The sequence below is a fragment of the Aeromicrobium phragmitis genome (assembly GCF_003674095.1).
Taxonomy (GTDB): Bacteria; Actinomycetota; Actinomycetes; order Propionibacteriales; family Nocardioidaceae; genus Aeromicrobium; species Aeromicrobium phragmitis.
Window position 1 is genome coordinate 245,967 of sequence record NZ_RDBF01000002.1, and the last position, 22,819, is coordinate 268,785.

At 69.4% G+C, this 22,819-nt stretch carries 26 protein-coding genes; 22 read left to right on the forward strand and 4 right to left on the reverse strand.

From position 1 onward, the window contains the following. Position 1: 1 nt before the first annotated feature. From D9V41_RS04020 to D9V41_RS04125, 22 genes are all read left to right on the forward strand, one after another. Entirely contained in the window at positions 2 to 340 is a 339-nt protein-coding gene (locus D9V41_RS04020) for a P-II family nitrogen regulator (protein WP_121793242.1), read from the forward strand. Then, positions 274 to 2,607, forward strand: a complete 2,334-nt coding sequence (locus D9V41_RS04025) for a [protein-PII] uridylyltransferase (protein WP_121793243.1) — start codon at positions 274 to 276, stop codon at positions 2,605 to 2,607. The genes D9V41_RS04020 and D9V41_RS04025 overlap by 67 nt, the downstream gene beginning before the upstream one ends. Positions 2,608 to 2,782: 175 nt before the next feature. Further along, the gene (gene ffh, locus D9V41_RS04030; RefSeq protein ID WP_121793244.1) at positions 2,783 to 4,336 is read left to right on the forward strand and encodes a signal recognition particle protein; all 1,554 of its coding nucleotides are present in this window, start codon (positions 2,783 to 2,785) and stop codon (positions 4,334 to 4,336) included. Continuing rightward, positions 4,336 to 4,995 carry a DsbA family protein gene (locus tag D9V41_RS04035; protein ID WP_121793245.1) on the forward strand — a complete coding sequence of 220 codons (660 nt, stop codon included), beginning with the start codon at positions 4,336 to 4,338 and terminating at the stop codon, positions 4,993 to 4,995. The genes ffh and D9V41_RS04035 overlap by 1 nt, the downstream gene beginning before the upstream one ends. A 66-nt stretch (positions 4,996 to 5,061) precedes the next feature. Next, complete coding sequence (locus D9V41_RS04040; protein ID WP_121793246.1) at positions 5,062 to 5,574, forward strand: gluconokinase; 513 nt, start codon at positions 5,062 to 5,064, stop codon at positions 5,572 to 5,574. 49 nt (positions 5,575 to 5,623) lie between these two features. Next, a complete protein-coding gene (locus D9V41_RS04045) occupies positions 5,624 to 7,360 on the forward strand; it encodes an ABC transporter ATP-binding protein (protein WP_121793247.1) in 1,737 nt (578 codons plus the stop codon). Next, positions 7,357 to 9,249 (forward strand): ABC transporter ATP-binding protein, encoded by a 1,893-nt coding sequence (locus D9V41_RS04050; RefSeq protein ID WP_243697148.1) that lies wholly within the window; start codon positions 7,357 to 7,359, stop codon positions 9,247 to 9,249. Before D9V41_RS04045 ends, D9V41_RS04050 begins: the two co-directional genes overlap by 4 nt. 176 nt (positions 9,250 to 9,425) lie before the next feature. Further along, entirely contained in the window at positions 9,426 to 9,860 is a 435-nt protein-coding gene (rpsP, locus tag D9V41_RS04055) for a 30S ribosomal protein S16 (protein WP_121793248.1), read from the forward strand. A gap of 2 nt (positions 9,861 to 9,862) precedes the next feature. Continuing rightward, positions 9,863 to 10,114 carry an RNA-binding protein gene (locus D9V41_RS04060; protein ID WP_121793249.1) on the forward strand — a complete coding sequence of 84 codons (252 nt, stop codon included), beginning with the start codon at positions 9,863 to 9,865 and terminating at the stop codon, positions 10,112 to 10,114. A gap of 12 nt (positions 10,115 to 10,126) precedes the next feature. After that, a complete protein-coding gene (gene rimM / locus D9V41_RS04065) occupies positions 10,127 to 10,660 on the forward strand; it encodes a ribosome maturation factor RimM (RefSeq protein ID WP_121793250.1) in 534 nt (177 codons plus the stop codon). A 1-nt stretch (position 10,661) separates the two neighbouring features. Then, entirely contained in the window at positions 10,662 to 11,342 is a 681-nt protein-coding gene (trmD, locus tag D9V41_RS04070; RefSeq protein ID WP_121793251.1) for a tRNA (guanosine(37)-N1)-methyltransferase TrmD, read from the forward strand. Between the two features lie 159 nt (positions 11,343 to 11,501). Continuing rightward, on the forward strand, positions 11,502 to 12,722 hold the full coding sequence (locus D9V41_RS04075) for an ammonium transporter (RefSeq protein WP_121793252.1): 1,221 nt from the start codon (positions 11,502 to 11,504) through the stop codon (positions 12,720 to 12,722). A 204-nt stretch (positions 12,723 to 12,926) separates the two neighbouring features. Beyond that, the gene (rplS, locus tag D9V41_RS04080) at positions 12,927 to 13,277 is read left to right on the forward strand and encodes a 50S ribosomal protein L19 (RefSeq protein WP_121793253.1); all 351 of its coding nucleotides are present in this window, start codon (positions 12,927 to 12,929) and stop codon (positions 13,275 to 13,277) included. A 111-nt stretch (positions 13,278 to 13,388) separates the two neighbouring features. Further along, a complete protein-coding gene (gene lepB / locus D9V41_RS04085) occupies positions 13,389 to 14,042 on the forward strand; it encodes a signal peptidase I (protein WP_243697149.1) in 654 nt (217 codons plus the stop codon). Between the two features lie 5 nt (positions 14,043 to 14,047). Then, the gene (locus D9V41_RS04090) at positions 14,048 to 14,728 is read left to right on the forward strand and encodes a ribonuclease HII (RefSeq protein WP_166375916.1); all 681 of its coding nucleotides are present in this window, start codon (positions 14,048 to 14,050) and stop codon (positions 14,726 to 14,728) included. After that, the gene (locus D9V41_RS04095) at positions 14,718 to 15,026 is read left to right on the forward strand and encodes a DUF2469 domain-containing protein (protein WP_121793255.1); all 309 of its coding nucleotides are present in this window, start codon (positions 14,718 to 14,720) and stop codon (positions 15,024 to 15,026) included. The genes D9V41_RS04090 and D9V41_RS04095 overlap by 11 nt, the downstream gene beginning before the upstream one ends. Positions 15,027 to 15,220: 194 nt before the next feature. Continuing rightward, positions 15,221 to 15,583, forward strand: a complete 363-nt coding sequence (locus D9V41_RS04100) for a YraN family protein (RefSeq protein ID WP_121793256.1) — start codon at positions 15,221 to 15,223, stop codon at positions 15,581 to 15,583. Then, positions 15,583 to 17,157, forward strand: a complete 1,575-nt coding sequence (locus D9V41_RS04105; RefSeq protein ID WP_208006729.1) for a YifB family Mg chelatase-like AAA ATPase — start codon at positions 15,583 to 15,585, stop codon at positions 17,155 to 17,157. The genes D9V41_RS04100 and D9V41_RS04105 overlap by 1 nt, the downstream gene beginning before the upstream one ends. Then, entirely contained in the window at positions 17,154 to 18,272 is a 1,119-nt protein-coding gene (gene dprA, locus D9V41_RS04110) for a DNA-processing protein DprA (protein WP_121793258.1), read from the forward strand. The genes D9V41_RS04105 and dprA overlap by 4 nt, the downstream gene beginning before the upstream one ends. A 74-nt stretch (positions 18,273 to 18,346) precedes the next feature. Then, the gene (locus D9V41_RS04115) at positions 18,347 to 18,790 is read left to right on the forward strand and encodes a phage holin family protein (protein ID WP_121793259.1); all 444 of its coding nucleotides are present in this window, start codon (positions 18,347 to 18,349) and stop codon (positions 18,788 to 18,790) included. Continuing rightward, the gene (locus tag D9V41_RS04120) at positions 18,774 to 19,082 is read left to right on the forward strand and encodes a DUF3618 domain-containing protein (protein WP_133434110.1); all 309 of its coding nucleotides are present in this window, start codon (positions 18,774 to 18,776) and stop codon (positions 19,080 to 19,082) included. The genes D9V41_RS04115 and D9V41_RS04120 overlap by 17 nt, the downstream gene beginning before the upstream one ends. Continuing rightward, a complete protein-coding gene (locus D9V41_RS04125; RefSeq protein WP_208006730.1) occupies positions 19,079 to 20,185 on the forward strand; it encodes a YihY/virulence factor BrkB family protein in 1,107 nt (368 codons plus the stop codon). The genes D9V41_RS04120 and D9V41_RS04125 overlap by 4 nt, the downstream gene beginning before the upstream one ends. A 6-nt stretch (positions 20,186 to 20,191) precedes the next feature. Here the strand turns inward: D9V41_RS04125 and D9V41_RS04130 are convergent, their stop codons facing one another. From D9V41_RS04130 to D9V41_RS04145, 4 genes are read right to left on the reverse strand one after another with little or no spacing between them, the layout of a single operon-like run. Continuing rightward, entirely contained in the window at positions 20,192 to 20,611 is a 420-nt protein-coding gene (locus D9V41_RS04130; protein ID WP_121793261.1) for a molybdenum cofactor biosynthesis protein MoaE, read from the reverse strand. Then, positions 20,608 to 21,120 carry a MogA/MoaB family molybdenum cofactor biosynthesis protein gene (locus tag D9V41_RS04135; RefSeq protein ID WP_121793262.1) on the reverse strand — a complete coding sequence of 171 codons (513 nt, stop codon included), beginning with the start codon at positions 21,118 to 21,120 and terminating at the stop codon, positions 20,608 to 20,610. The genes D9V41_RS04130 and D9V41_RS04135 overlap by 4 nt, the downstream gene beginning before the upstream one ends. Then, complete coding sequence (moaC, locus tag D9V41_RS04140) at positions 21,113 to 21,595, reverse strand: cyclic pyranopterin monophosphate synthase MoaC (protein WP_121793263.1); 483 nt, start codon at positions 21,593 to 21,595, stop codon at positions 21,113 to 21,115. Before moaC ends, D9V41_RS04135 begins: the two co-directional genes overlap by 8 nt. Continuing rightward, entirely contained in the window at positions 21,574 to 22,782 is a 1,209-nt protein-coding gene (locus D9V41_RS04145) for a molybdopterin molybdotransferase MoeA (protein ID WP_121793264.1), read from the reverse strand. The genes moaC and D9V41_RS04145 overlap by 22 nt, the downstream gene beginning before the upstream one ends. Between the last annotated feature and the right edge of the window lie 37 nt (positions 22,783 to 22,819).

Sequence of the window (22,819 nt, forward strand, 5' to 3'; positions counted from 1 at the left end):
GATGAAGCTCGTGACAGCGGTCATCAAGCCGCACAAGTGGGAAGAGGTGCGCGAGGCGCTCGCCGCCGCCGGCGTCGCCGGCATGACGGTCACCGAGGCGAGCGGCTACGGCCAGCAGAAGGGGCACACCGAGGTCTACCGCGGCGCCGAGTACGACGTCTCGCTGGTTCCGAAGATCCGGCTCGAGATCGTCGTCGACGACGTCGACGTGGAGACCGTCGTCACCACCATCAGCTCCGCCGCCCAGACCGGCAAGATCGGTGACGGCAAGGTGTGGGTCGTCCCGGTCGACTCGGTCGTGCGGGTCCGCACCGGCGAGACGGACGAGGCAGCTCTCTGACCGAGCTCCTCGGGTCCTCGGACCTGTCCACCCGGCTGGCGCAGCAGCGACGCGATCGGTCCGACGAGGCCGACCGGCTGCTGCGTCAGCTGTTCGTCGAGGCCACCGGTTCGGCTGACACGGGCGGCCTCGCGATCGTCGCCATCGGCGGATACGGACGCCAGGAGCTGTCGCCGTTCAGCGACCTCGACGTCGTGCTCCTCCACGACCCGGCGGCGGCTCCGTCGTACGTCGCGGACGCGGCGAACGCGATCTGGTACCCGCTGTGGGACCGGCGGATCGACCTCGACCATGCCGTGCGCTCCACGCGGGAGATGCTCGCCCGGGCGGAGGAGGACCACCGGGCCGCGATGGGAATGCTCGACGCGCGCAGTGTCGCCGGCGATCCCACCCTGGTCCGGAGAGTGCGCGCTGATGCGCTCGCACGCTGGCGACGGCGGGCGCGTGAACGGGTGACCGAGGTGCGCTCGGCACGTGCGGCACGCATTGAACGGGCCGGTTGGCTCGCGCACGACGCGGTGCCCGATCTCAAGGAGTCCGGCGGGGGACTGCGCGATTCGGTGACCCTGCGGGCGCTGCTTGCCACCTGGCTAGTGGATCTGCCGCGTGCCGAAGCCGAGCTGTTGCGCACGCGGTTGCTCGATGTGCGCGACACCGTGCATGAGGTCGCCGGACGCAGGACCGACAAGCTGATCCCCGAGCTGGTGCCCGAACTCGCGCACCGCTGGTCGCTCACGCCCACCGAGTTCGATGTCGGCGTACGCGACCTCGGGCGCCGCACCGCTCACCTCGCCGCCGTGACCTGGCACCGGCTCGACGAGTCGTTGGAACGGGACCGTCACCGTCGCATCGGGCGGCGCGGGCCACGGATCGAGTCGCAGGCGCCCGGGGTCGGCGTGCTCGATCGCGAGGTCGTCGTGACCCGTGACGCCGATCCACACGAGGATCCGGAAGTCCTCCTGCGGTTCGCCGCGACCGCCGCGCGGCTCAGGCTCCCGATGAACGCCGCCGCCGTGGCGCGACTCGCGCGTGACCTCGGCCCGCTGCCCGAGCCCTGGCCGGAGACCACGCGTCGGTGGTTCGTGGAGCTCCTCAGCGCCGGCAGGGGAGCGGTCGAGGTGTGGGAGGAACTCGACATCGCCGGGCTCGTCGACCGCTTCCTGCCCGAGTGGTCGGACATCCGGCTTCGGGGGTCGTCGTCACCGGTCCACCGCTTCACGATCGACCGGCACAGCCTCGAAGCGTGTGTTCAAGCCGACGAGCTCAACCGCCAGGTCGCCCGTCCCGACCTGCTCGCCGTCGCCGCCCTGCTGCACGACATCGGCAAGGGGCGGCCGGGGGATCACAGCGAGGTCGGGGCGGCCATGGCCGAGCACATCGTCCGCCGCTGGGGCTTCTCCGCCGACGAGGCGGACGTCGTGTCCCGCCTCGTGCGCTGGCACTTGCTGCTCCCGACCGTGGCGACGGGACGCGACATCGAGGATCCCCGGACGGCCGCCAACGTCGCCGAGATCGTGCAGTCCTCGTCGTTCCTGGATCTGCTCGCCGCGCTCACCGCGTGCGACGCGATGGCGACGAGCGAGCAGGCGTGGAGCGGTTGGCGTCGCGGCCTGGTGCTCGGGTTGGTCGAGAAGGTGCGGTCCGTGCTCGCGGGGACCGACGACGACCGCGCGCAGTACGAGGGTTGGCCACCGGAGCGACCGCTGCCCGACCTCACCGGGGTGACCGGTGGGACGATCCGCGTGAGCTCGGAGAACCACCACGACGGATCGCTCGTCACCATCGTGTCCGTGGATCGTCCCGGGCTGCTGGCCGATCTCGCCGGGGCACTGGCGACGGCCGGCCTCTCGATCCGCTCAGCACGCATCGTCACGGTGGATGACGTCGCCGTCACGCTGTGGGAAGTGAGCCGTCCCGACCTCGATCCGCATGTGCTCCATCAACGCATCCGGCGCGTGCTCGACGGCACCGTCGATCTCGCCGCACGGCTCTTCGCCGTCGACGACCAGCCCCGCGTGTCCGTCCTCGACGTGATGGAGCAGACCGCGACCCTCATCGAGGTCCGCGCGCTCGATCGACGAGGCCTGATGTGGACGGTGGCGCGCACGATCGCCGACGGCGGGCACCAGATCCGATCGGCGCACACCAGCACCTACGGTGACGAAGCCCGCGACGTCTTCTACGTCGTCGACGCCCACGGCTTCCCGCTCTCGGCCGACGCGGCGGGTGAGCTCTGCGCCGCTGTCCACACCGCCCTCACCTCGTAGCCTCCACGCCTTCGGGCGGTGCGTGATCAACGTGTCCTGGCTTCGGGCGGTGCGTGCTCAACCCCAACGGCGGCTCGAGAGGTTGCTGACGCACCGCCGACCTTCACGTGGACGATCAGCTCGCGCCGGGGAGGTCGACCGGGAGGCTGCGGGCGCTCGGATACCCTAAAGACCTATGTTCGATTCGCTCCAAGACCGGCTCCAGTCGGCGTTCAAGACGCTCCGCGGCAAGGGCAAGCTGTCCGACGCCGATATCGACCAGGTCGCCCGGGAGATCCGGGTCGCGCTGCTCGACGCCGACGTGGCCGTGCCCGTCGTGCGCGAGTTCATCGCGAACGTCAAGGAGCGCGCTCGCGGCGCCGAGGTCAGCGAGGCCCTCAATCCGGCGCAGCAGGTCATCAAGATCGTCAACGACGAGCTCGTCGGCATCCTCGGCGGCGAGACCCGGCGCATCCGGTTCGCCAAGAACCCCCCGACCGTGATCATGCTCGCCGGTCTCCAGGGTGCCGGTAAGACGACCCTGGCCGGCAAGCTCGGCAAGTGGCTCAAGGAGCAGGGCAACTCGCCCATGCTCGTAGCGGCCGACCTGCAGCGGCCGAACGCCGTCAACCAGCTCCAGGTCGTCGGCGAGCAGGCCGGCGTCACGGTCTACGCCCCGCAGCCGGGCAACGGCGTCGGCGATCCGGTGCAGGTCGCACGCGACGCGATCACCGAGGCCAAGCGGACGCTGCACGACGTCGTCGTGGTCGACACCGCCGGTCGCCTCGGTATCGACGCCGAGCTGATGCAGCAGGCCGCCGACATCCGGGCTGCGGTCAATCCCGATGAAGTGCTGTTCGTCATCGACGCGATGATCGGTCAGGACGCCGTCGGCACGGCCCAGGCGTTCCTCGAGGGCGTCGACTTCACCGGCGTCGTCCTGTCCAAGCTCGATGGCGACGCCCGCGGTGGTGCCGCCCTGTCGGTCCGCTCGGTCACCGGCCGGCCGATCATGTTCGCCTCCATGGGCGAGAAGCTCGACGATTTCGACGTCTTCCACCCCGATCGGATGGCCTCGCGCATCCTCGACATGGGCGACGTGCTCACCCTCATCGAGCAGGCCGAGAAGGCGTTCGACGCCGAAGAGGCAGCCAAGGCGGCCGAGAAGGTCGCCGGCGGCAAGTTCACGCTCTCTGACTTCCTGCAGCAGATGGAAGCCCTCGCCAAGATGGGCTCGATGACCAAGCTGCTCGGCATGATGCCCGGCATGGGCCAGTTCAAGGACCAGCTGGCCAACTTCGACGAGCGCGAGGTCGACAAGATCAAGGCCATCATCCGCTCGATGACGCCGGCTGAGCGCGAGAACCCGAAGATCATCGACGGTTCCCGCCGCGCCCGCATCGCCAGGGGCTCGGGCACTCAGGTCAGCGACGTCAATCAGCTCGTCACGCGGTTCTTCGAGGCCAGCAAGATGATGCAGAAGATGGCCAAGGGCGGCGGCATGCCACAGATGCCCGGAATGGGCGGCATGCCCGGGCTTCCCGGCGCCAGCAAGCGCGCGGGCGCGAAGCAGAAGCCTCAGTCGAAGAAGGGCAAGAAGGGCAAGAAGGTGTCGGGCAACCCGGCCAAGCGCGCCGCTCAAGCGCAGCAGGCTCCGGCGAAGAAGCCCGACGGCGCCGCCGCCTTCGGCTACGACCAGTCCGCCGGCGGCGATTTCGAGCTGCCCAAGGAACTGCGCGACCTGCTCTGATGTCCACGCGCAGGCGGGCCGTGGTGAGTGGTGCCGTCGTCCTCGTCGCGCTCGCTCTCGTCGGGGCGCTGGCCGCGTGGACCGAGCGCGAGTCCGGGCCGCGGGGAACGAACAGTGGCGCCGCGGCGGCCGTGGTGGCTGCCGACACCCGCTTCCTCGACCGTCCCGGCGACGCCGAGGTGACGGTCGTCGAGTTCATCGACTTCGAGTGCGAGGTGTGCCGCGCGTTCTATCCGGAGGTCGAGCGGCTCCGGGAGCAGTACGGCGATCGCGTGGCGTTTGCGCTGCGGTACTTCCCGATGCCGGGGCATTCCAACTCCGTTCCCGCCGCGCTGGCGGTCGAGGCCGCAGCCCAGCAGGACCACCTGGAGGAAATGTACCGGATGCTGCTGGAGCGGCAGGACGCGTGGGGCGAATCCGGGGACGTGGACCGTGCCCCGTTGTTCCGCGAGTACGCGGCCGAGCTCGGACTCGACATGGCAGCGTACGACGCCGCGGTAGGCGACGACGCCACCGTGCTGCGCGTTGCGGCCGACTTCGAGACCGGCCGCGCCCTCGGTGTGGACGGGACGCCGACCTTCTTCGTCGACGGCGAACCGGTCGAGCTCGCCTCGTACGGTGACCTCGAGCGCGCCATCGCCGCGGCGCTGCACGACTGAGACCTCGTCACCTCTGGCAGCTGTGCGCCCTGGCGTCGGCGGACGACTCGACCTAGGGTCGTCACCATGACTGCACCGCCCCTCGTCGTCGTCATGGGGATCTCGGGAACGGGTAAGTCCGCCGTAGGGCACGCGGTCGCCGACCTGATCGATGTGGAGTACGTCGACGGCGACGACTTCCATCCGCCCGCCAACGTCGAGAAGATGTCGCAGGGCGTCGCGCTGACCGACGAGGACCGTTGGCCCTGGCTGGAGCACATCGGGCGATGGCTCGCGGAGCATGACGATGTGGGCGGCGTCATCAGCTGCTCGGCACTACGCCGCGTCTACCGGGACCTGCTGACGCGGTCCGCGCCGCGCACGATCTTCCTGCACCTCGTGGGCGACCACGATCTCATCCGCGAGCGGATGGAAGGTCGCGACCACTTCATGCCGGCATCGTTGTTGCAGTCCCAGCAAGACACCCTCGAGCCCCTGGAGCCCGAGGAGAACGGCGGGGTCTTCGACATCACGTTGACCCCCGAGGACATCGCCCGCGCCTTCCTGCGCCGGTACCGGATCCCCGAGCGGCCCGTCTGAACCTCGCCGGCCGTCCGAGACTGTCGGGGAGGGGCCGTAGTCTGACGAGGTGCTGATCGGACTGCTGCGTCGTCACCTGCGTCCGTACCGCTGGCAGGTCGCCGTCGTGTGCCTGTTTCAGCTGATCCAGACCATGGCGACGCTCTATCTGCCGGGGCTCAACGCCGACATCATCGACGACGGTGTGGCCCAAGGCGATATCGGCTACATCTGGCAGGTCGGCGGGCTGATGATGGCGGTCACCGTGCTGCAGGTCATCTGCAACGTGATCGCGGTCTACGTCGGGTCCCGGGTCGCGATGGCGGTGGGCCGCGATCTCCGCGCCGCCGTGTATGGCGCCGTCGAGGGATTCGGTTCCCGCGAGATGGCTCAGTTCGGCGCCCCGACACTCATCACGCGGTCCACCAACGACGTCCAGCAGGTGCAGTTGCTGCTGTTCATGGGACTCACGATGCTGGTCGCCGCACCCATCACCGGAGTCGGCGGACTCGTCATGGCGCTCCGTCAGGACGTCGAACTCTCCGGCGTGCTGCTGATCGTGCTGCCGGTCCTCATCGTGAGCCTCGCCCTCGTCATCGGTCGCATGCAGCCGCTCTTTCGACTCATGCAGACGCGGATCGACGCGATCAACGGCATCATGCGCGAGCAGATCGCGGGCATCCGGGTCATCCGTGCCTTCGTCAAGGAGCGGCACGAGATCGAGCGGTTCGACGAGGCCAACGTCCAGTACCGCGACGTGGCCATCTCCGCCGGCCGCCTCATGAGCATGTTCTTCCCGCTGCTCATGGGCATCATGAACCTGTCGGTCGTGCTCGCGATCGGCTGGGGAGCGCACCGAGTCGGCTCCGGCGACCTCGAGGTCGGTGCCTTGACGGCGTTCCAGAACTACCTCATTCAGATCCTCATGGCCGTCATGATGGCCACCTTCATGCTCATGCTGTGGCCCCGGGCACACGTGTCGGCGGAGCGCATCGGGGAGGTCCTCCGCACGACGCCGGCGATCGACATGAGCCCCGACGTTCCCGCGGTCCGGATCGAGCAGGGTCGCATCGACGTGCAGCACGCCTCATTCGCGTATCCGGGGGCCGAGCACGACGTGGTCCGGGAGGTCGACATCCTCGTGCGGCCCGGTGAGACCACCGCGATTGTCGGGGGCACGGGAAGCGGCAAGTCCACCGTCCTCGGGCTCATGACCCGGCTCTTCGACGTCACCGCAGGCCGTGTTCTGCTCGACGGGCACGACGTCCGTGACCTTCGCCCAGCGGACGTGTGGGCGGCGATCGGCCTGGTGCCGCAGAAAGCGGTGCTGTTCAGCGGCACGATCCGCTCGAACCTGCAGTTCGGCAAGCCCGATGCGAGCGACGATGAGCTGTGGCGTGCGCTCGAGATCGCGCAAGCACGGGACTTCGTCGAGCGGATGCCCGCCGGTCTCGACGCCCCCATCACCCAGGGTGGGTCGAACGTCTCCGGAGGGCAGCGGCAGCGACTCGCCATCGCCCGCGCCCTCGTCAAACGGCCACTGATCTATCTGTTCGACGACGCGTTCTCGGCACTGGACTACGCCACCGATGCCGCGCTACGCCGAGAACTCGCCGAGGTGACGGCGGACGCCGCGGTCGTGATCGTCGCGCAGCGCATCAGCACGATCCGCGACGCCGACCGGATCGTGGTACTGGACCGCGGCAATGTCGTCGGCACCGGGACCCACGAGGAGCTCATGGCGGGCAACGACGTCTACCGCGAGATCGTGCTCTCGCAACTGAGCGAGCAGGAGGCCGCCTCGTGAGCTTCCAGGGACAGCCGCCAGCCAAACCGGCCGACTTCCGCGCCACGTTCGGGCGCCTCGCCCGGATGCTGCTCGCCGACCGACTCCTCGTGTGGGGGCTGGGAGTCTTCGGCCTCGTGGGCACCGTGCTGGCCGTCGTCGGGCCACGCATTCTCGGGTACGCCACCGACCTCGTGTTCGACGGCTTCCTGTCGAGCCGGTTCCCGGCAGGAGCGAGCAAGGAGCAGGTCGTCGAGCAGCTGCGTGCCGACGGACAGGACCAGCTCGCCGATCTCGTGGGCTCGGTCGACCTGCGTCCGGGCGAAGGCATCGACTTCTCCACCCTCACCTGGGTGCTGGCCGGTGCCGCCGTCCTGTATCTGGTGTCCTCGCTGTTCATGTGGCTGCAGGGCGTCCTCGCCACCACCGTCGTCCAGCGCGTGGTCGCCGGGCTGCGTGGCGACGTCGAGGACCAGATCCACCAGCTGCCGCTGTCGTACCTCGACGGGCAGGAACGCGGCGAGATCCTCTCGCGCACCACCAACGACATCGACAACGTCGCTCAGTCCTTGCAGCAGACGCTCAGCCAGATGATCACCAGCCTGCTCATGGTCGTCGGCACGCTCGTGATGATGCTGACCATCTCGCCGCTGCTGACGCTCATCGCGGTCGTGACCATTCCCGTCGCCATCGCCATCACCGGCGCGATCATGAAACGCTCGCAGCCGCAGTTCATCGCCCAATGGACCCAGACCGGTCGCCTCAACGGATACGTCGAGGAGACGTTCTCCGGGCATGAGGTCGTCAAGGTCTTCGGGCATCAGCAGCGAGCGCGTGAGCAGTTCGACGAGAGCAACGACGCCTTGTTCGGCGCGGCGTTCCGGGCCCAGTTCATCTCGGGCGTCATCCAGCCGGTGATGATGTTCGTCTCCAACCTCAACTACGTGCTGGTCGCCGTCATCGGCGGGGTGCAGGTCGCGTCGGGACGCTTGTCGATCGGTTCGGTGCAGGCGTTCATCCAGTACTCGCGCCAGTTCACCCAGCCGCTCACCCAGGTCGCCGCGATGGTCAACCTGCTGCAGTCCGGTGTGGCTTCGGCCGAGCGGGTCTTCGGCCTGCTGGACGAGCCGCGCGAACGTCCGGACTCCGCGGACGGCGGGGTGATCGAGGCCGTGCGGGGGCGGGTCGCCTTCGAGGACGTCTCGTTCTCTTACACCGACGAGCCGCTCATCGAACACCTCTCGCTCGTCGCCGAACCCGGGCAGACCGTGGCGATCGTCGGGCCGACCGGCGCGGGCAAGACCACGCTCACCAACCTGCTGCTGCGGTTCTACGAGCTCGACCACGGCCGGATCACGTTGGACGGGGTCGACATCACGGATCTTCGCCGTGCGGACCTGCGCGACGACTTCGGCGTCGTGCTGCAGGATGCCTGGCTGTTCTCCGGCACGATCCGCGAGAACATCGCCTACGGGGCGGAGCACGCCAGCGAGGCTGAGGTCGTCGCCGCGGCTCAGGCCGCGCACGCCGACCACTTCGTGCGGACCCTCACCGAGGGGTACGACACCCGGATCGACGACGAGGGCGGGGGAGTGAGTGCGGGCCAGCGCCAGCTGCTGACGATCGCCCGGGCGTTCCTCGCCGATCCGGCGATCCTGGTCCTGGACGAAGCCACCAGCTCGGTCGACACCCGGACAGAGGCGCTCGTACAGGAGGCGATGGGCCGACTGCGCAGCGGACGCACGAGTTTCGTCATCGCGCACCGGCTCTCGACGATTCGCGATGCCGACCTCATCGTCGTCATGGAGCAGGGGCGCATCGTCGAGCAGGGCACGCACGAGGAGCTGCTGGAGGCGGGCGGGGCCTACCAGCGGCTGTACGCCGCGCAGTTCGCCGCACCGGCGAGCTGACGCCGGCGCGGCCTGTTTGGAGGGCCGTGCCGTCCTCTGGCACAATGGGTGATCGTGTCCGGTGGGCTTTCAGACCCTCTCAGCTGTGAGTCGCCGGCCCTGGATGCCGCCGGGCTTACCCCACACGTCACGGCGTCGTCACCGACAGCTCAGATCAACAAGGAGACACCACACTCGTGGCAGTCAAGATTCGCCTCAAGCGGATGGGCAAGATCCGCACGCCGTTCTACCGCATCGTCGTCGCCGACTCGCGCACCAAGCGCGACGGCCGCGTGATCGAGGAGATCGGCACCTACAATCCGAAGACCGAGCCGTCGACCATCCACGTCGACTCCGAGCGGGCGCAGTACTGGCTGGGAGTCGGCGCGCAGCCGACCGAGGCCGTCGCGGCGATCCTCAAGCTCACCGGCGACATCGAGGGCGGCAAGAACACCCTCAAGCAGCCGGAGCCCAAGCGCGACAAGGCCGAGGCCTTCGACGAGGCGCTCAAGGAGCTGCACGCCGAGCCCAAGAAGTCGGCCACCACCAAGTCGAGCAAGCCCAAGGCCCAGGAGCCGGCTGCCGACGAGGCCAAGGCCGACGAAGAGACCCCGGCCGCCGAGGCCGAGTGACCATGGGTGCGCCCCTGCGCGAGGTCATCGAACACCTGGTCGCGGGCATCGTCGATCATCCCGACGACGTCTCCGTCCGCACCAAGCAGACTCGCCGCGGCGAGCTGTTCGAGGTGCGGGTGAACCCCGACGATCTCGGCAAGGTGATCGGTCGCGCTGGGCGCACCGCCACGGCGATCCGTACCGTCGTCTCGGCCCTCGCGGGCCGCGGCGGCGCACGGATCGACTTCGTGGACGTCGACCGCCAGCGCTGAGCGAGGTCGACGATGCTGGTCGTCATCGGCCGGATCGGCCGAGCCCACGGCATCCGCGGCGAACTGGCCGTGGACCTGCGTACCGACGAGCCCGAGCGACGTTTCGCTCCGGGCTCGTCGGTCGTCTGTGCGGGGCGTTCGCTTACCGTGAAGGCCGCCCGCCCGCACAGCGGCAAACTGCTGGTCACCTTCGACCAGGTTGCTGACCGTACGGCCGCCGAACACCTGCGCGGCCAGGTCATCGAAGCGGACGTCGACCCGGCCGAACTGCCCGAGGACGACGACGCGTTCTACGACCACCAGCTCATCGGACTGCGCGTGGCACGTCGAGACGGAGCGCATGTGGGTGAAGTCACCGGCGTGCTGCACCTGCCGGCCCACGACACCCTCGCGATCGACGCCGAAGGACGCGAGATCCTCGTGCCATTCGTCGCCGCGCTGGTTCCCGAGGTCGATATCGAACGCCGGGTGCTGGTCGTCGCCGACGTGCCCGGACTCCTCGATCCGGACGCCGCCGAGACCGTTACCCCGCCCGAAGGGCGCTGACGTGCGGATCGACGTCATCACGATCTTCCCCGACTATCTGGCGCCGCTCGACCTGTCGCTGCCGGGCAAGGCGCAGCGAGCAGGTCTGCTCGAGGTCGTCGTCCACGACCTGCGCGACTGGACCCAGGACCGTCACCGCACGGTCGACGACACGCCCTACGGCGGCGGTGCCGGCATGGTCATGCGCCCCGAACCCTGGGGCGCCGCCCTCGACGCCGTGTGTCGCGACGACAGCGTCGTCATCGTGCCCACCCCCTCGGGCATCCCTTTCACCCAAGGCCACGCCGAGTCGCTCAGCTCGGCATCGCACCTCGTCTTCTGCTGCGGCCGCTACGAGGGCATCGACCAGCGGGTCGTCGACGAGGCGAACGATCGCTGGACGGTGCAGGAACTCTCCCTCGGCGACTTCGTGCTCAACGGGGGAGAGGTGGCCGCGCTCGCGATGACCGAGGCGATCGTGCGGCTCATCCCCGGGTTCATGGGCAACCCCGAGTCCCTCAGCGAGGAGTCGCACGCCGGCGAGGGCCTGCTGGAGTACCCGGTCTACACCAAGCCGTCCTCCTGGCGCGGACGGGAGGTTCCCGACGTGCTGTTGTCGGGGCACCACGGCCAGATCGCGGCCTGGCGCCGCGAGGAGGCGCTGCGCCGTACCCGAGAGCGCCGCCCGGACCTCGCCCCCTGAGCGTGTCGATAGATTTAACCACCCCCGCGTTCGCGTAACGCGGGGGAAACACCTGCGGTAGGGGGACGTAACGCCGCTTCGTGAGCATCGATGACGTGCCAGTCGCGGCAGCGCCGCCGTGTCGTGGCTTCCCTTTCACCGACTCGCAAAGAGGTTGATATGGAACCCGGAACAATCTGGCTGCTCGTGACGGCAGCGCTTGTTCTCTTCATGACGCCCGGTCTGGCCTTCTTCTATGGTGGCCTCGTCAAGGCCAAGAGCGTCGTGTCGATGATGATGTTGAGCTTCGGCGCCATGGGATTGGTCTTCGTCCTGTGGATCCTCTACGGCTTCAACATGGGCTCGAACGGCGACGACATCATCGACGGTGTCCTCGCCAACCCCTTCTCGGACTTCGCGCTGAGTACGATGGCCGCGGAGGATCCGGCCAGCCTGGCCGGCGTCGCCTTCGGCTCGACGTTCGCGGTCATCACGACGGCGCTGATCTCCGGCGCGGTCGCGGATCGGGCGCGGTTCTTCCCGTGGATGGTCTTTGCGGGGCTGTGGGCGACCCTCGTGTACTTCCCCTCGCAGGGCTGGGTATGGGGCCTCGACGGCGACGGCAACCTCACCGGCTGGATCGGAACCTTCGGTTTCGGTGACACGGAGGTGCTCGACTGGGCCGGCGGCACCGTCGTGCACATCAGCGCCGGCGCCGCGGCACTGGCGCTCGCGCTCGTGCTCGGCCAGCGCAAGGTCGGCTTCTCCAAGGAGGACTCGGCTCCGCACAACGTGCCGCTCGTCCTGATCGGCGCGGCGATCCTCTGGTTCGGCTGGTTCGGCTTCAACGCCGGCGCTGCGGGCGACGACGGCACCGGCGCGCTCATCTTCCTCAACACCATCGCCGCACCGGCGGCCGGCGTCATCGGGTTCCTCGTCGTGGAGCACGTCAAGGACGGCAAGGCCACGGCGGTCGGTGCGGCGTCCGGCGTCGTCGCGGGGCTCGTCGCGATCACCCCGGCGTGCGCCAACCTCACGCCCTGGTGGTCGATCGTCCTCGGCCTGGTCGCGGGCATCGCCTGCTGTTTCGCGATCGATCTCAAGTTCACGCTGGGCTTCGACGACTCGCTCGACGTCGTCGGTCTGCACCTGGTGGCCGGCTTCGTCGGCTGCCTCTACCTGGGCTTCTTCGCGACGGACACCGGTCTGTTCACCGGCGGCGGTATCGACCAGCTGCTGACGCAGATCGTGCCGGCTCTGGCGGTCGCCGTCTACTCGTTCGCCGTCGCCTATGCGCTAGGCGTCGCGATCGACAAGACGATCGGCTTCCGGGCTCGCGAGGAGGACGAGATCGCCGGGATCGATCTCGCCTTGCATGGCGAGGGGTACAAGTTCGACTGACCTCTCGTTGTCGGTTCGAAGGGGCGCCTCCGAGCGCCCCTTCGGGCTGTTGCGGCACAGGTCGGATTTCCTCGCCGTGGAGCGGTGTGGCAAAATGATCCCTTGGTGCCGACGCCTCTGCCACAGGGGAGACCCGTCGTCTACAGCACCGCCCATCATCGTTTCGTATCCGTTGGTGACCTGTGGCACCGGCGAGGAGTAGACATGACCAACGTCATCGATCAGATCGCCAGCGGCCAGCTGCGCGACGACGTCCCCGACTTCCGTCCCGGCGACACCCTCAAGGTGCACGTCAACATCGTCGAGGGCAACCGCTCGCGCGTCCAGATGTTCCAGGGCGTCTGCATCAAGGTGCAGGGTTCGGGCATCGGCAAGACGTTCACCGTCCGCAAGGTGAGCTTCGGCGTCGGCGTCGAGCGGACCTTCCCGGTCCACTCGCCGGTCATCGACAAGATCGAGGTCGCGACCCGCGGCGACGTGCGCCGCGCGAAGCTCTACTACCTGCGCAACCTGCGCGGCAAGGCCGCCAAGATCAAGGAGAAGCGCGAGGACTGAGTCCGGCGTCGATCTTCTTCACCCACCACGGCCCCGCTTCGGCGGGGCCGTGGTGTTTGTCTCGGGGCGCGTCTTGGCGAGCGGCGTCGAGCGGACCGGTACGCTCATCGGGTGACCGAGAAGCGCCAGTTGCCCGTGTGGCAGGAATCCATTCTCCTGGTCGTCACCGCAGTGGTCCTGGCCGTCATCGTCAAGACGTTCTTCGTGCAGGCGTTCTACATTCCGTCCGAGTCGATGGAGCCCACGATGCAGGTCGACGACAAGCTGCTCGTGCAGAAGGTGTCGTACTGGGGCGGCTCACCCGATCGTGGTGACATCGTCGTCTTCGACGACCCGGGAGGCTGGCTCGGTTCGGCCGAGGCGACGGCTCCGAGCAACGTGGTCCAGAAGGCGCTCGAGGTCATCGGGCTCTACCCGTCGGGCGGCCACCTCATCAAGCGCGTCGTCGGCGTCGGTGGCGACACCGTTGAGTGCTGCGACAGCGCCGGCCGGCTCATGGTCAACGGACAGCCGGTCGAGGAGGCGTACCTGGCCGACCAGGCGGCCAACGGCGAACCGACGTTCACCGTCGAGGTGCCGGACGGTTACCTGTGGGTGCAGGGCGACAACCGGGGCAACTCCTCGGACTCGCGCTACCACCTCGGCGACCCCGGGGGCGGCTTCATCCGCGAGGACGCGGTCGTCGGCAAGGCCTGGTTGCGCGTCTGGCCGTTCAGCCGGTTCGGCTTCATCGAACACAGCGACGCGTTCGAAGGGGTGCCGTGACCACCCTGCTCTCCGGTCCCACGATCCGTCGAGACGCCGGGCTCTACGGCTACGAACGCGCGCTCGCGCGGCGGGGACTCGCGCCCGTCGCCGGCGTCGATGAGGCGGGGCGGGGGGCGTGCGCCGGCCCGCTCGTCGCGGCCGCCGTCATCCTCGAGCGGCCGATCGACGGCCTCGCAGACTCCAAGCTCCTGACGCCCAAGCGCCGCGAAGCCTGCTTCGAACGCATCCACGAGCGGGCGACGGCCGTCTCCGTGGTCGTCGTGGAGGCCGCCGAGTGCGACGCGCTGGGACTGCACCGGGCGAACGTCGCCGCGTTGCGCCGCGCGCTCGCCCGGCTCGAGCAGACCCCCGCGTACGTGCTGACCGACGGGTTCAGCGTCGACGGGCTGGGCGTCCCCAAACTCGCGGTCTGGAAGGGTGACCAGGTCTCCGCGTCGATCGCGGCCGCGTCCGTGGTCGCGAAGGTGACCCGCGACCGGATCATGGAGCAGTTGCACGAGGGCTACCCGCAGTACGACTTCGCCGTGCACAAGGGCTACTCGACGCCGCGCCACGAGCAGGCCCTCCGCGAGCACGGTCCGTGCTCCGAGCACCGGATGACGTACGCGAACGTCCGCGCCGTGCTGACGGCGCGGCGGGAGAAGATCGAAATGAGCGAGCGAGTGAAGCATCATGAGCGCTGAAGACCTGGAGCGGTACGAGACGGAGATGGAGCTCGCGCTGTACCGCGAGTACCGCGACGTGGTTCGGATCTTCAAATACGTCGTGGAGACCGACCGCCGCTTCTATCTGTGCAACGCCGTCGACGTGAAGGTGCGTTCGGAGACCGGTGACGCCTACTTCGAGGTCACGATGGCCGACGCGTGGGTGTGGGACATCTACCGTCCCGCCCGGTTCGCCAAGAACGTCAAGGTCCTGACGTTCAAGGACGTCAATGTCGAAGAGCTGCAGGACTCGGACTTCAAGCTCCCCGAGGACTGACCGCCGCCTCGGGCGGTGAGATATCCCGCACCTGCGCGCCGGGCGGTGAGATATCCCCCACGTTGTCGGGTCGCGTGCGTCATAGCGCACCGCTCACCTCGCGGGCCGGGGCGGGATCTCCACAGGGCCCGCCTCGTCCACAGCCGGCGCCCCGGCGGTAGTGCAGTCCCGGCCCTCGCGGCGAGGCTCGGGCCATGACGTACGCACGCAACAAAGCGCTGGGCGCCTACGGCGAACAGGTCGCCGCCGACCACCTGCGGTCGGAGGGCATGGTCATCCTCGCGCGCAACTGGACGTGCCGCTACGGCGAGGTCGACATCGTCGCGCGGGACGGCTCGACGCTCGTGGTCTGTGAGGTCAAGACCCGCACGGGCGACCGCTACGGTTCGCCACTGGAGGCGGTCGGACCGCAGAAAGCCGCTCGGTTGCGTCGCCTGGCCGCGCACTGGCTCGAGGTCCACGGCCTCCACCCGCCGAGCGTGCGCATCGACGCCCTCTCGGTGTTCGTACCCCCGCGCGGCGCGCCGCAGGTCGAGCGCATCACCGGGGTGGCGTGATGGCGGGCGTGACGCGCTCGGTGGCGCTGGACGGCCTGCGGGGCCGACCGATCGAGGTGGAGGTCGACGTCTCCAGCGGCATGCCCGCCACCGTCGTGGTCGGGCTCGGCGACGCCACCGTCAGCGAGGCGCGTGACCGGGTCCGGTCCGCCGTCGTCAACTCCGGCACGTCGTGGCCCGACCATCGCGTCACGATCAACCTAGCGCCGTCCTCCCTGCCCAAGAACGGGTCGCACTACGACCTGCCCATCGCCGTGGCAGTGTTCGCCGCCAAGGGACTCGTGCCGGCGGAGCGCATCGGTGAGACCGTCTTCCTCGGTGAGCTCGCCCTCGACGGCCGTATCCGCGCCGTCCGCGGCATCCTGCCGGCGGTCCTCGCTGCGGCCGAGGCGGGCGTCGCGCGGGTCGTCGTGCCCGAAGCCAACGTGGGCGAGGCGTCCCTCGTCCCTGGCGTGACGACGGTAGGGGTGCGGTCGCTGCGGCACACCATCGCGCTGCTGACCGGCAAGGAGGTTCCCGACGACCCGCCGGTGGAGCCGCTCGAGGTCGCCGAGGAGTCGAGCTGGTCGAGCCACCGGGTCGACCAGCTCGACCTCGCCGACGTCGCCGGGCAGGACGACGCCCGGCTCGCCGTCGTCATCGCCGCCGCCGGAGGTCACCACGTGTTCATGACCGGGCCACCGGGGATCGGTAAGACGATGCTCGCGCGCCGGCTCCCACGGCTGCTGCCCGACCTCGATCTCGCCGCGTCGCTCGACGTCAGCGCCGTGCACTCGGTCGCCGGCGTGCTTCCCGCGGATGCGCCGCTCCTGCGTCGTCCACCGTTCGTGGACCCGCACCACTCGGCGAGCGCGGCCGCGATCGTGGGCGGTGGTAGCCGGCAGATCCGGCCCGGAGCCATGAGTCTGGCGCACCGTGGCGTCCTCTTCCTCGACGAAGCTCCCGAGTTCGCGGTCAACGTCATCGACGCGTTGCGCCAGCCGCTGGAGAGCGGGCAGATCGTGGTGTCCCGTTCGGCCCAGACGGTCGCCTTCCCGGCCGGATTCCAACTGATCCTCGCGGCCAACCCGTGCCCGTGCGGGTATCACGGGTCGATGACCGAGCGGTGCGAATGCCCGCCGGTGACCCGCCGCCGCTATCTCGACAAGATCAGCGGTCCGGTACGCGACCGCATCGACATCCATCGGATGCTGCGGGCTCCCACGCGTCCGGAGCTCGCGGGAGTCGGCTCGCAACGCAGCAGCGCCGCCTGGGGCGAGGACGTCCTCGCCGCCCGCGAGCGTCAAACGCTGCGGCTCGGCGAGATCGGCTACCGGCTCAACAGCGAGGTCTCGGGGATCGAACTGCGCAAGGTGTTTCCCCCCACGATCGAGGGCCGCTCCGTCCTCGAGGACCAGGTGCAGGCGGGCAAGCTCAGCGCTCGGGCCGCCGACCGCGTGCTGCGGGTCGCGTGGACGGTCTCCGATCTCGTGGGCAACGACTGCCCCACCGCCGACGACATCGCCACGGCGCTCGCCTTGCGCCGCGGCACCGGCATCGGCGGACCGCTTCGTCTGCGGCTGGAGGCAGCGTGAAGGACGACCGCGCCCGACTCCTCCTGAGCCTCAACGTCGAGCCCGGCGACCCGCGCCTGGCGTCCGCCTTGCGCGAGCAGGGAGGAGCCGCCGCGCTTCTCGACGCGGTCCGCCGTCGGCCGGCGATGTGGCCCGAGCCCTGGCAGCACGTGACGGACGGTCCCGAGGATCAGGTCGAACACATGCTGCGGGTCGGTCGTGAGCAGGGGCTGCGGTGGATCACTCCCGGGCACGAGGAGTGGCCCGAGCAACTCGCCGGGCTCGACGAGGTGGAGACCGCGGGTGGCGCCGGGGGCGCGCCGCTGGGACTGTGGTGCCGCGGCACCGGTCATCTGCGGCTCCTCAGCGAGCACGCGGTGGCCGTCGTGGGCGCGCGCGACTGCACAACGTACGGGGCTGAAGTCGCCGGAGACATCGCGGCATCGGCGGCCGCCAGCGGGTTCACCGTGGTCAGCGGGGCGGCCTTCGGCATCGATGCGTCCGCCCATCGCGGGGGACTGGCGGCCGGCGACGCGGGAATCGCGGTGCTCGCGTGCGGCGCGGACCTGGACTACCCGCGCGCTCACGCGTCGTTGCTGGGCCGGATCGCCGAGTACGGGGTGGTGGTGTCGGAATATCCGCCGGGCCGTGCGGCGGCGCGCTCCCGCTTCCTGGCGCGCAACCGTCTCATCGCCGCATTGGCCGACGGGCTGGTCGTGGTCGAAGCCGCGCACCGCAGCGGATCGCTCAATACCCTGCAGTGGGCCGACCGACTCGGCCGCACGACGATGGCCGTGCCCGGCCCCGTCACCTCGGCGCAGTCGCAGGGCACCCACGACGCGGTGCGGTCGGGCAAAGCGGTCCTGGTGGGCAGCGGCGCCGACGTGGTGGCTGAGCTGGTGGGCTTCCACGGGCGGATTGCCAAAGATCGGGCGGTCGACGTCGACCCCGTCGCGACTGCGGTGTTCGGACAGCTCCACGACGCGTCGCCACGTCAGCCCGCGGAGATCGCCCGTGAGCTGCGCATCGGCACCTTGCACACCGTGCGCGCCCTGCGGCGGTTGGAGGCCGACGGCGCTGTCGAAGCGACGGCGGAGGGGTGGCAGCGGACGGCGACGTCCTCGCCGGCTCCGTGAGGGGTTTCGATTTCCGGTCCGTGGTGAACGGAACAGGTGGAAGGGACCACGAAACTGCGGGTGAGGAGCAGCGCATGTCGCACGCGAATCCCGAGGGCGCCGACGCGAGGACATCGGCCGCGCCCTCTGACACCACGACCGGCGAGCTGTTGGCCCGGCTCTCCCAGGAGACGTCACGGCTCGTCCGTGACGAGATCCGGCTCGCCCAGGCCGAGCTCAGCGAGACCGGCAAGCGCGCCGGTGTGGGACTGGGTCTGTTCAGTGCCGGCGGGATCCTCGCGTGGTTCGGCTTCGGAGCGTTGGTCGCGGCCGCGATCCTCGCGCTCGACCTCGTGACCCCCGCCTGGCTCGCAGCGCTGATCGTCGCCGTCGTGCTCTTCGTCGGCGCCGGCGTCGCCGCGTTGATCGGCAAGAAGCAGGTGCAGCAGGTCTCACCGAAGCCCGAACGCACCGTCGACACCATCAAGGACGACATCGAGGCCGTCAAGGAGGCTCGTCATCGTGACCACACCAGCTGATCCCATGCCAGAGCCGCCCCGGGACGCCACCCCCGACGAGATCGAGGCCGATATCGCCCAGACGCGTGAACGACTCGCCGACACCGTCGACGCGCTCGGCGAACGACTGGACGTGAAGGAGCAGGCCAAACGTCGCATATCCGGCGTCAAGCATCAGGCACAGGACACCTTCGACCAGACGAAGGCGAAGGCGAACCGAGCGGTGCACGGCAGCGGACCGGCGTTTCCGGCCGGGGTCGTGGTCGCCGTGGCACTCGTCGTCGCGTTCGTGGTGTGGAGGAAGCGTCGATGATCTTCGGGCGGAAGAAGCACCGGCCGCACGAAACGCGAGAAGCGTCCGCACGCGAGACCGGGGAGGCGCCCGCACCCGACGACGACCGGAAACCCGACGAACTGAGCGACATTTCCAAGCCGTCCTGGTTCTACGTGGTGCGCAAGACCGCGCGCGAGTTCTCCAAGGACCAATGCATCGATTTGGCCGCCGCCCTCGTCCACTACGCCGTCTTGGCGCTGTTCCCCGCCTTGTTGGCGCTGTTCTCTTTGGTCGGGCTCGTCGGCCAGGGCCCCAGTACGGCGCAGACCGTCATCGACGTCGTGGAGCAACTCAACCCCTCCGCGGCCGAGACGCTGACTCCGACCATCGAGCAACTGGCCACCTCCGGCGGTGCCGGCTTCGCACTGATCGCCGGCCTCGCCCTGGCGCTCTGGTCGGCGTCGGGCTATGTCAACGCCTTCAGCCGCGCGATGAATCGGATCTACGAGATCGGCGAGGGCCGCCCGATCTGGAAGCTGCGCCCGATGATGCTGCTCATCACGCTCGTCGCGCTCATCCTGATCGCCGTCGCAGCGGTGGCCTTGGTCGTCAGCGGACCCGTGGCCGAGGCGGTCGGCGACGCGCTCGGTGTCGGCTCCGCGGCGGTGACGGCGTGGAACATCGCCAAGTGGCCCGGCGTCCTCGTCGTGGTGGTCGTGGTCGTCGCGATCCTGTATTACGCCACGCCCAACGTCCAGCAGCCGAAGTTCCGCTGGTTGAGCGTCGGCGCCGTGGTCGCGATCCTCACCTGGATCGTGGCATCGGTCGGCTTCGGCTTCTATGTCGCCAACTTCTCCAACTACAACCGCACCTACGGCGCCCTCGCCGGCGTGATCGTGTTCCTGCTCTGGCTCTGGATCACCAACCTCGCGTTGCTCTTCGGCGCGGAGTTGGACTGCGAGCTCGAGCGAGGGCGCGAACTGCAGGCGGGTATCGCAGCGGAGGAGACCGTGCAGTTGCCGGCTCGCGATACCCGCAAGATCGACAAGGACGAGAAGAAGGAGCGCGAGTACATCGAGCAAGGTCGAGCGCTGCGCGAGAGCCGCGGGCGCGACAGCGACCCCGGCGACGGCGGCCGCTGACGGCCCTTACGGTGCGTTGACCCAGTCGTCGGAGCCGTCGGTGTAGAACTGGTGTTTCCAGATCGGCACCGTCGCCTTCACGTCGTCGACGAGGTCGGCCACGGCGGCGAACGCCTCACGGCGATGCGCTGCGGCCACGGCGGCCACGATCGCGGCGTCGCCGATCGCGAGCGGACCCGTGCGATGGACGACGGCGACGCGCACGCCGTCGTGACGAGCAGCGATCCGACCGGCGCTGGCCTCGATGTACGCGGCGGCTTCGGGGTGGGCTTCGTACTCCAGTCGCGTGACCTGCTTGCCGCCGTCGTGGTTGCGGACGACTCCCGTGAACGTCGCCACGGCACCGGCGCTCTCGTGCGCTACCAGGTCGACGAGTTCGGCGAGGTCGAGATCGCCATCGCGCAGATCGGCCAGTTCGACGGTCATGCGGAGGTCCCTTCGCGAGGTGGATGAGGCTGATCGTCGGCGAGATGCCCGAGTTGAGCGAGCGCATGCGCGGCGAGTTCGTCCAGAACGGCGAGGCCGTCGCGCACGCCTCCTCGGGAGCCGGGAAGGTTGACGATGAGCGTGCGTTCGGCGATACCGGCGATTCCCCTCGACAGCGCGGCCATCGGCGTCTGGTGGAGACCCGCGGCGCGCAGCCGCTCGGCGATACCGGGCGCCTCACGATCGATGACGGCACGAGTGCGTTCGGGGGTCTCGTCGTCAGGGCTCATCCCGGTCCCGCCGGTCGTCACGACGAGAGCGGTGCCCGAAGCCGCCAGATCGCGGAGCAGTCGCTCCACCGGCTGACCGTCGGCCACGACGTGAGGCCCATCCACAGCCCATCCGTGCTGCCGGGCCCAGTCGGCGATCACCGGCCCGGTGCCGTCCTCCGCCTCACCAGCGGCGGCCCGCGTCGACGCGACGACGATCCCCACGCGCACGTCAGGCATCGTCCCGCTCCCAGTCGGTCGTCCCACCCTGCTTGCGGTCGACGCGCACGTCGCTCAGGACGGCGGCCCGGTCGACGGCCTTGATCATGTCGTACAAGGTGAGTCCCGCGACGCTGACCGCGGTGAGCGCCTCCATCTCGACACCGGTCGGCGCGGTGGTGCGGACGGTCGCGGTGATGAGCACGTGATCCTCGCCGGGGTCGAGATCGACCTCGATCTTCGACAGGGGGAGCGGATGGCACAGGGGGATGAGCGAGGAGGTCTGCTTGGCGGCCAGGATCCCTGCGATCCGGGCGGTCGCCAGCGCTTCCCCTTTGGGCAGCGAGCCCTCGGCGATCTGCTGCACGACGTCGGGACGCGTGACGAGCCGGCCGGTCGCCGTCGCCGTGCGCGTCGTGGGCGGCTTGCCGGAGACGTCGACCATGTGGGCCGATCCGTCGTTCCGGTAGTGGCTCAGTGCGTTGCGATCCTCCACCAGGCCACCGTATCGCCGGCAGCGAGGCGATCGGCGTCGGCGGGAACGAACACCAGATGGGTCGCCGCCGCATAACTGCTGAGCAGATGAGAACCGGCGCCGCCGACCAGGTGGACGAGACCGTCGTCGTCGACACGCCCCCGACGCACCTGCAGCTTGCCCGCCGGCGACGTCAGGGGCGCGGCGAGCCGGCCCGAGCCCGCCGGACGGTCCGGGTTCACGACACCGCAGCTGCGGGCCAGCGCAGGTCGGACGAACAGTTCGAAGGAGACGAGTGTGCTCACGGGATTGCCCGGGAAGCAGACGATGGGCAGGCCGTTGCGCAATGCCCTGCCTTGCGGTCCCGCCGGCTGAAGCGGCACGTGGTCGAACCAGGATGCGGGCAACGGTTCGAGCACCTGGCGAACGACCTCGTAGGCACCCGCGCTGATGCCGCCGGTGGTGAGGACGAGGTCGCTCGTGCTGGTCAGCTCATCGAGCAGTGACGCGAACTCGCGCGGGTCGTCGCGGACGACGTGGCGAGACGCGGAGGCGCCGACCTCACGCACCGCTGCGGTGAGCGCGACGCCGTTGCCGTCGGCGAGTTGCCCGGACGCGATCTCGTCGCCCGAACTCACGATCGCGACGCGAAGCTCGCCCTCGACGCGCACGCTGCGCACCCTGGCGGCGGTGAGTGACCCGATCGCGGCGGGCGTCGTCCACGTGCCGCGCGGAAGAAGGAGCGCCCCGCGGCTCACGTCGTCGCCCTGCGGCCGGACGAACTGCCCCGGTGGCGGCGCGGTCGAGAACCGGACCTCGGGAACGTCGAAGCGCGACGGCTCGACGTGCTCGATGGGAATCACGGTGTCCGCGCCCTTGGGCACCGGCGCCCCGGTCATGATCGGCGCGGCGGTACCGGGTGAATGCACGCCGGTGTCGGCGCCGGCCGGGATGGGAGACGCCACGGGGAGGGCGACCGGACGCTGAGGGGTGGCCCCGGCCAGGTCATGAGCGGCGACGGCGTAGCCGTCCATCTGCGCATTGTCGAAGGGCGGAAGGTCGTGAGCGGAGAGGACGTCCTCGGCTAATCGGCGAGGATTCGTCAACGCCTCCACCGCCACGTCCTCGACGCGTTCGCGCCGCCGTGCGTCCGCCAAATGGATCAGATGCGCGACAGCGTCGCGGTGCTCCTCGATGGACGTGCTCATGCGCACACTGTATCCGCCGGGGCGCTGTCGCAGATGC

Bases quoted from the DNA above. Each gene is read 5' to 3' on its own strand.
- ffh (WP_121793244.1), top strand. From the start codon at position 2,783: ATGTTCGATTCGCTCCAAGACCGGCTCCAGTCGGCGTTCAAGACGCTC.
- D9V41_RS04040 (WP_121793246.1), top strand. From the start codon at position 5,062: ATGACTGCACCGCCCCTCGTCGTCGTCATGGGGATCTCGGGAACGGGT.
- D9V41_RS04105 (WP_208006729.1), top strand. From the start codon at position 15,583: ATGGCGGGCGTGACGCGCTCGGTGGCGCTGGACGGCCTGCGGGGCCGA.
- D9V41_RS04115 (WP_121793259.1), top strand. From the start codon at position 18,347: ATGTCGCACGCGAATCCCGAGGGCGCCGACGCGAGGACATCGGCCGCG.
- D9V41_RS04095 (WP_121793255.1), top strand. From the start codon at position 14,718: ATGAGCGCTGAAGACCTGGAGCGGTACGAGACGGAGATGGAGCTCGCG.
- D9V41_RS04130 (WP_121793261.1), bottom strand. From the start codon at position 20,611: ATGACCGTCGAACTGGCCGATCTGCGCGATGGCGATCTCGACCTCGCC.
- D9V41_RS04060 (WP_121793249.1), top strand. From the start codon at position 9,863: ATGGGTGCGCCCCTGCGCGAGGTCATCGAACACCTGGTCGCGGGCATC.
- D9V41_RS04035 (WP_121793245.1), top strand. From the start codon at position 4,336: ATGTCCACGCGCAGGCGGGCCGTGGTGAGTGGTGCCGTCGTCCTCGTC.
- D9V41_RS04075 (WP_121793252.1), top strand. From the start codon at position 11,502: ATGGAACCCGGAACAATCTGGCTGCTCGTGACGGCAGCGCTTGTTCTC.
- rplS (WP_121793253.1), top strand. From the start codon at position 12,927: ATGACCAACGTCATCGATCAGATCGCCAGCGGCCAGCTGCGCGACGAC.
- D9V41_RS04145 (WP_121793264.1), bottom strand. From the start codon at position 22,782: ATGAGCACGTCCATCGAGGAGCACCGCGACGCTGTCGCGCATCTGATC.
- D9V41_RS04100 (WP_121793256.1), top strand. From the start codon at position 15,221: ATGACGTACGCACGCAACAAAGCGCTGGGCGCCTACGGCGAACAGGTC.
- D9V41_RS04020 (WP_121793242.1), top strand. From the start codon at position 2: ATGAAGCTCGTGACAGCGGTCATCAAGCCGCACAAGTGGGAAGAGGTG.
- rimM (WP_121793250.1), top strand. From the start codon at position 10,127: ATGCTGGTCGTCATCGGCCGGATCGGCCGAGCCCACGGCATCCGCGGC.
- D9V41_RS04135 (WP_121793262.1), bottom strand. From the start codon at position 21,120: ATGCCTGACGTGCGCGTGGGGATCGTCGTCGCGTCGACGCGGGCCGCC.
- D9V41_RS04125 (WP_208006730.1), top strand. From the start codon at position 19,079: ATGATCTTCGGGCGGAAGAAGCACCGGCCGCACGAAACGCGAGAAGCG.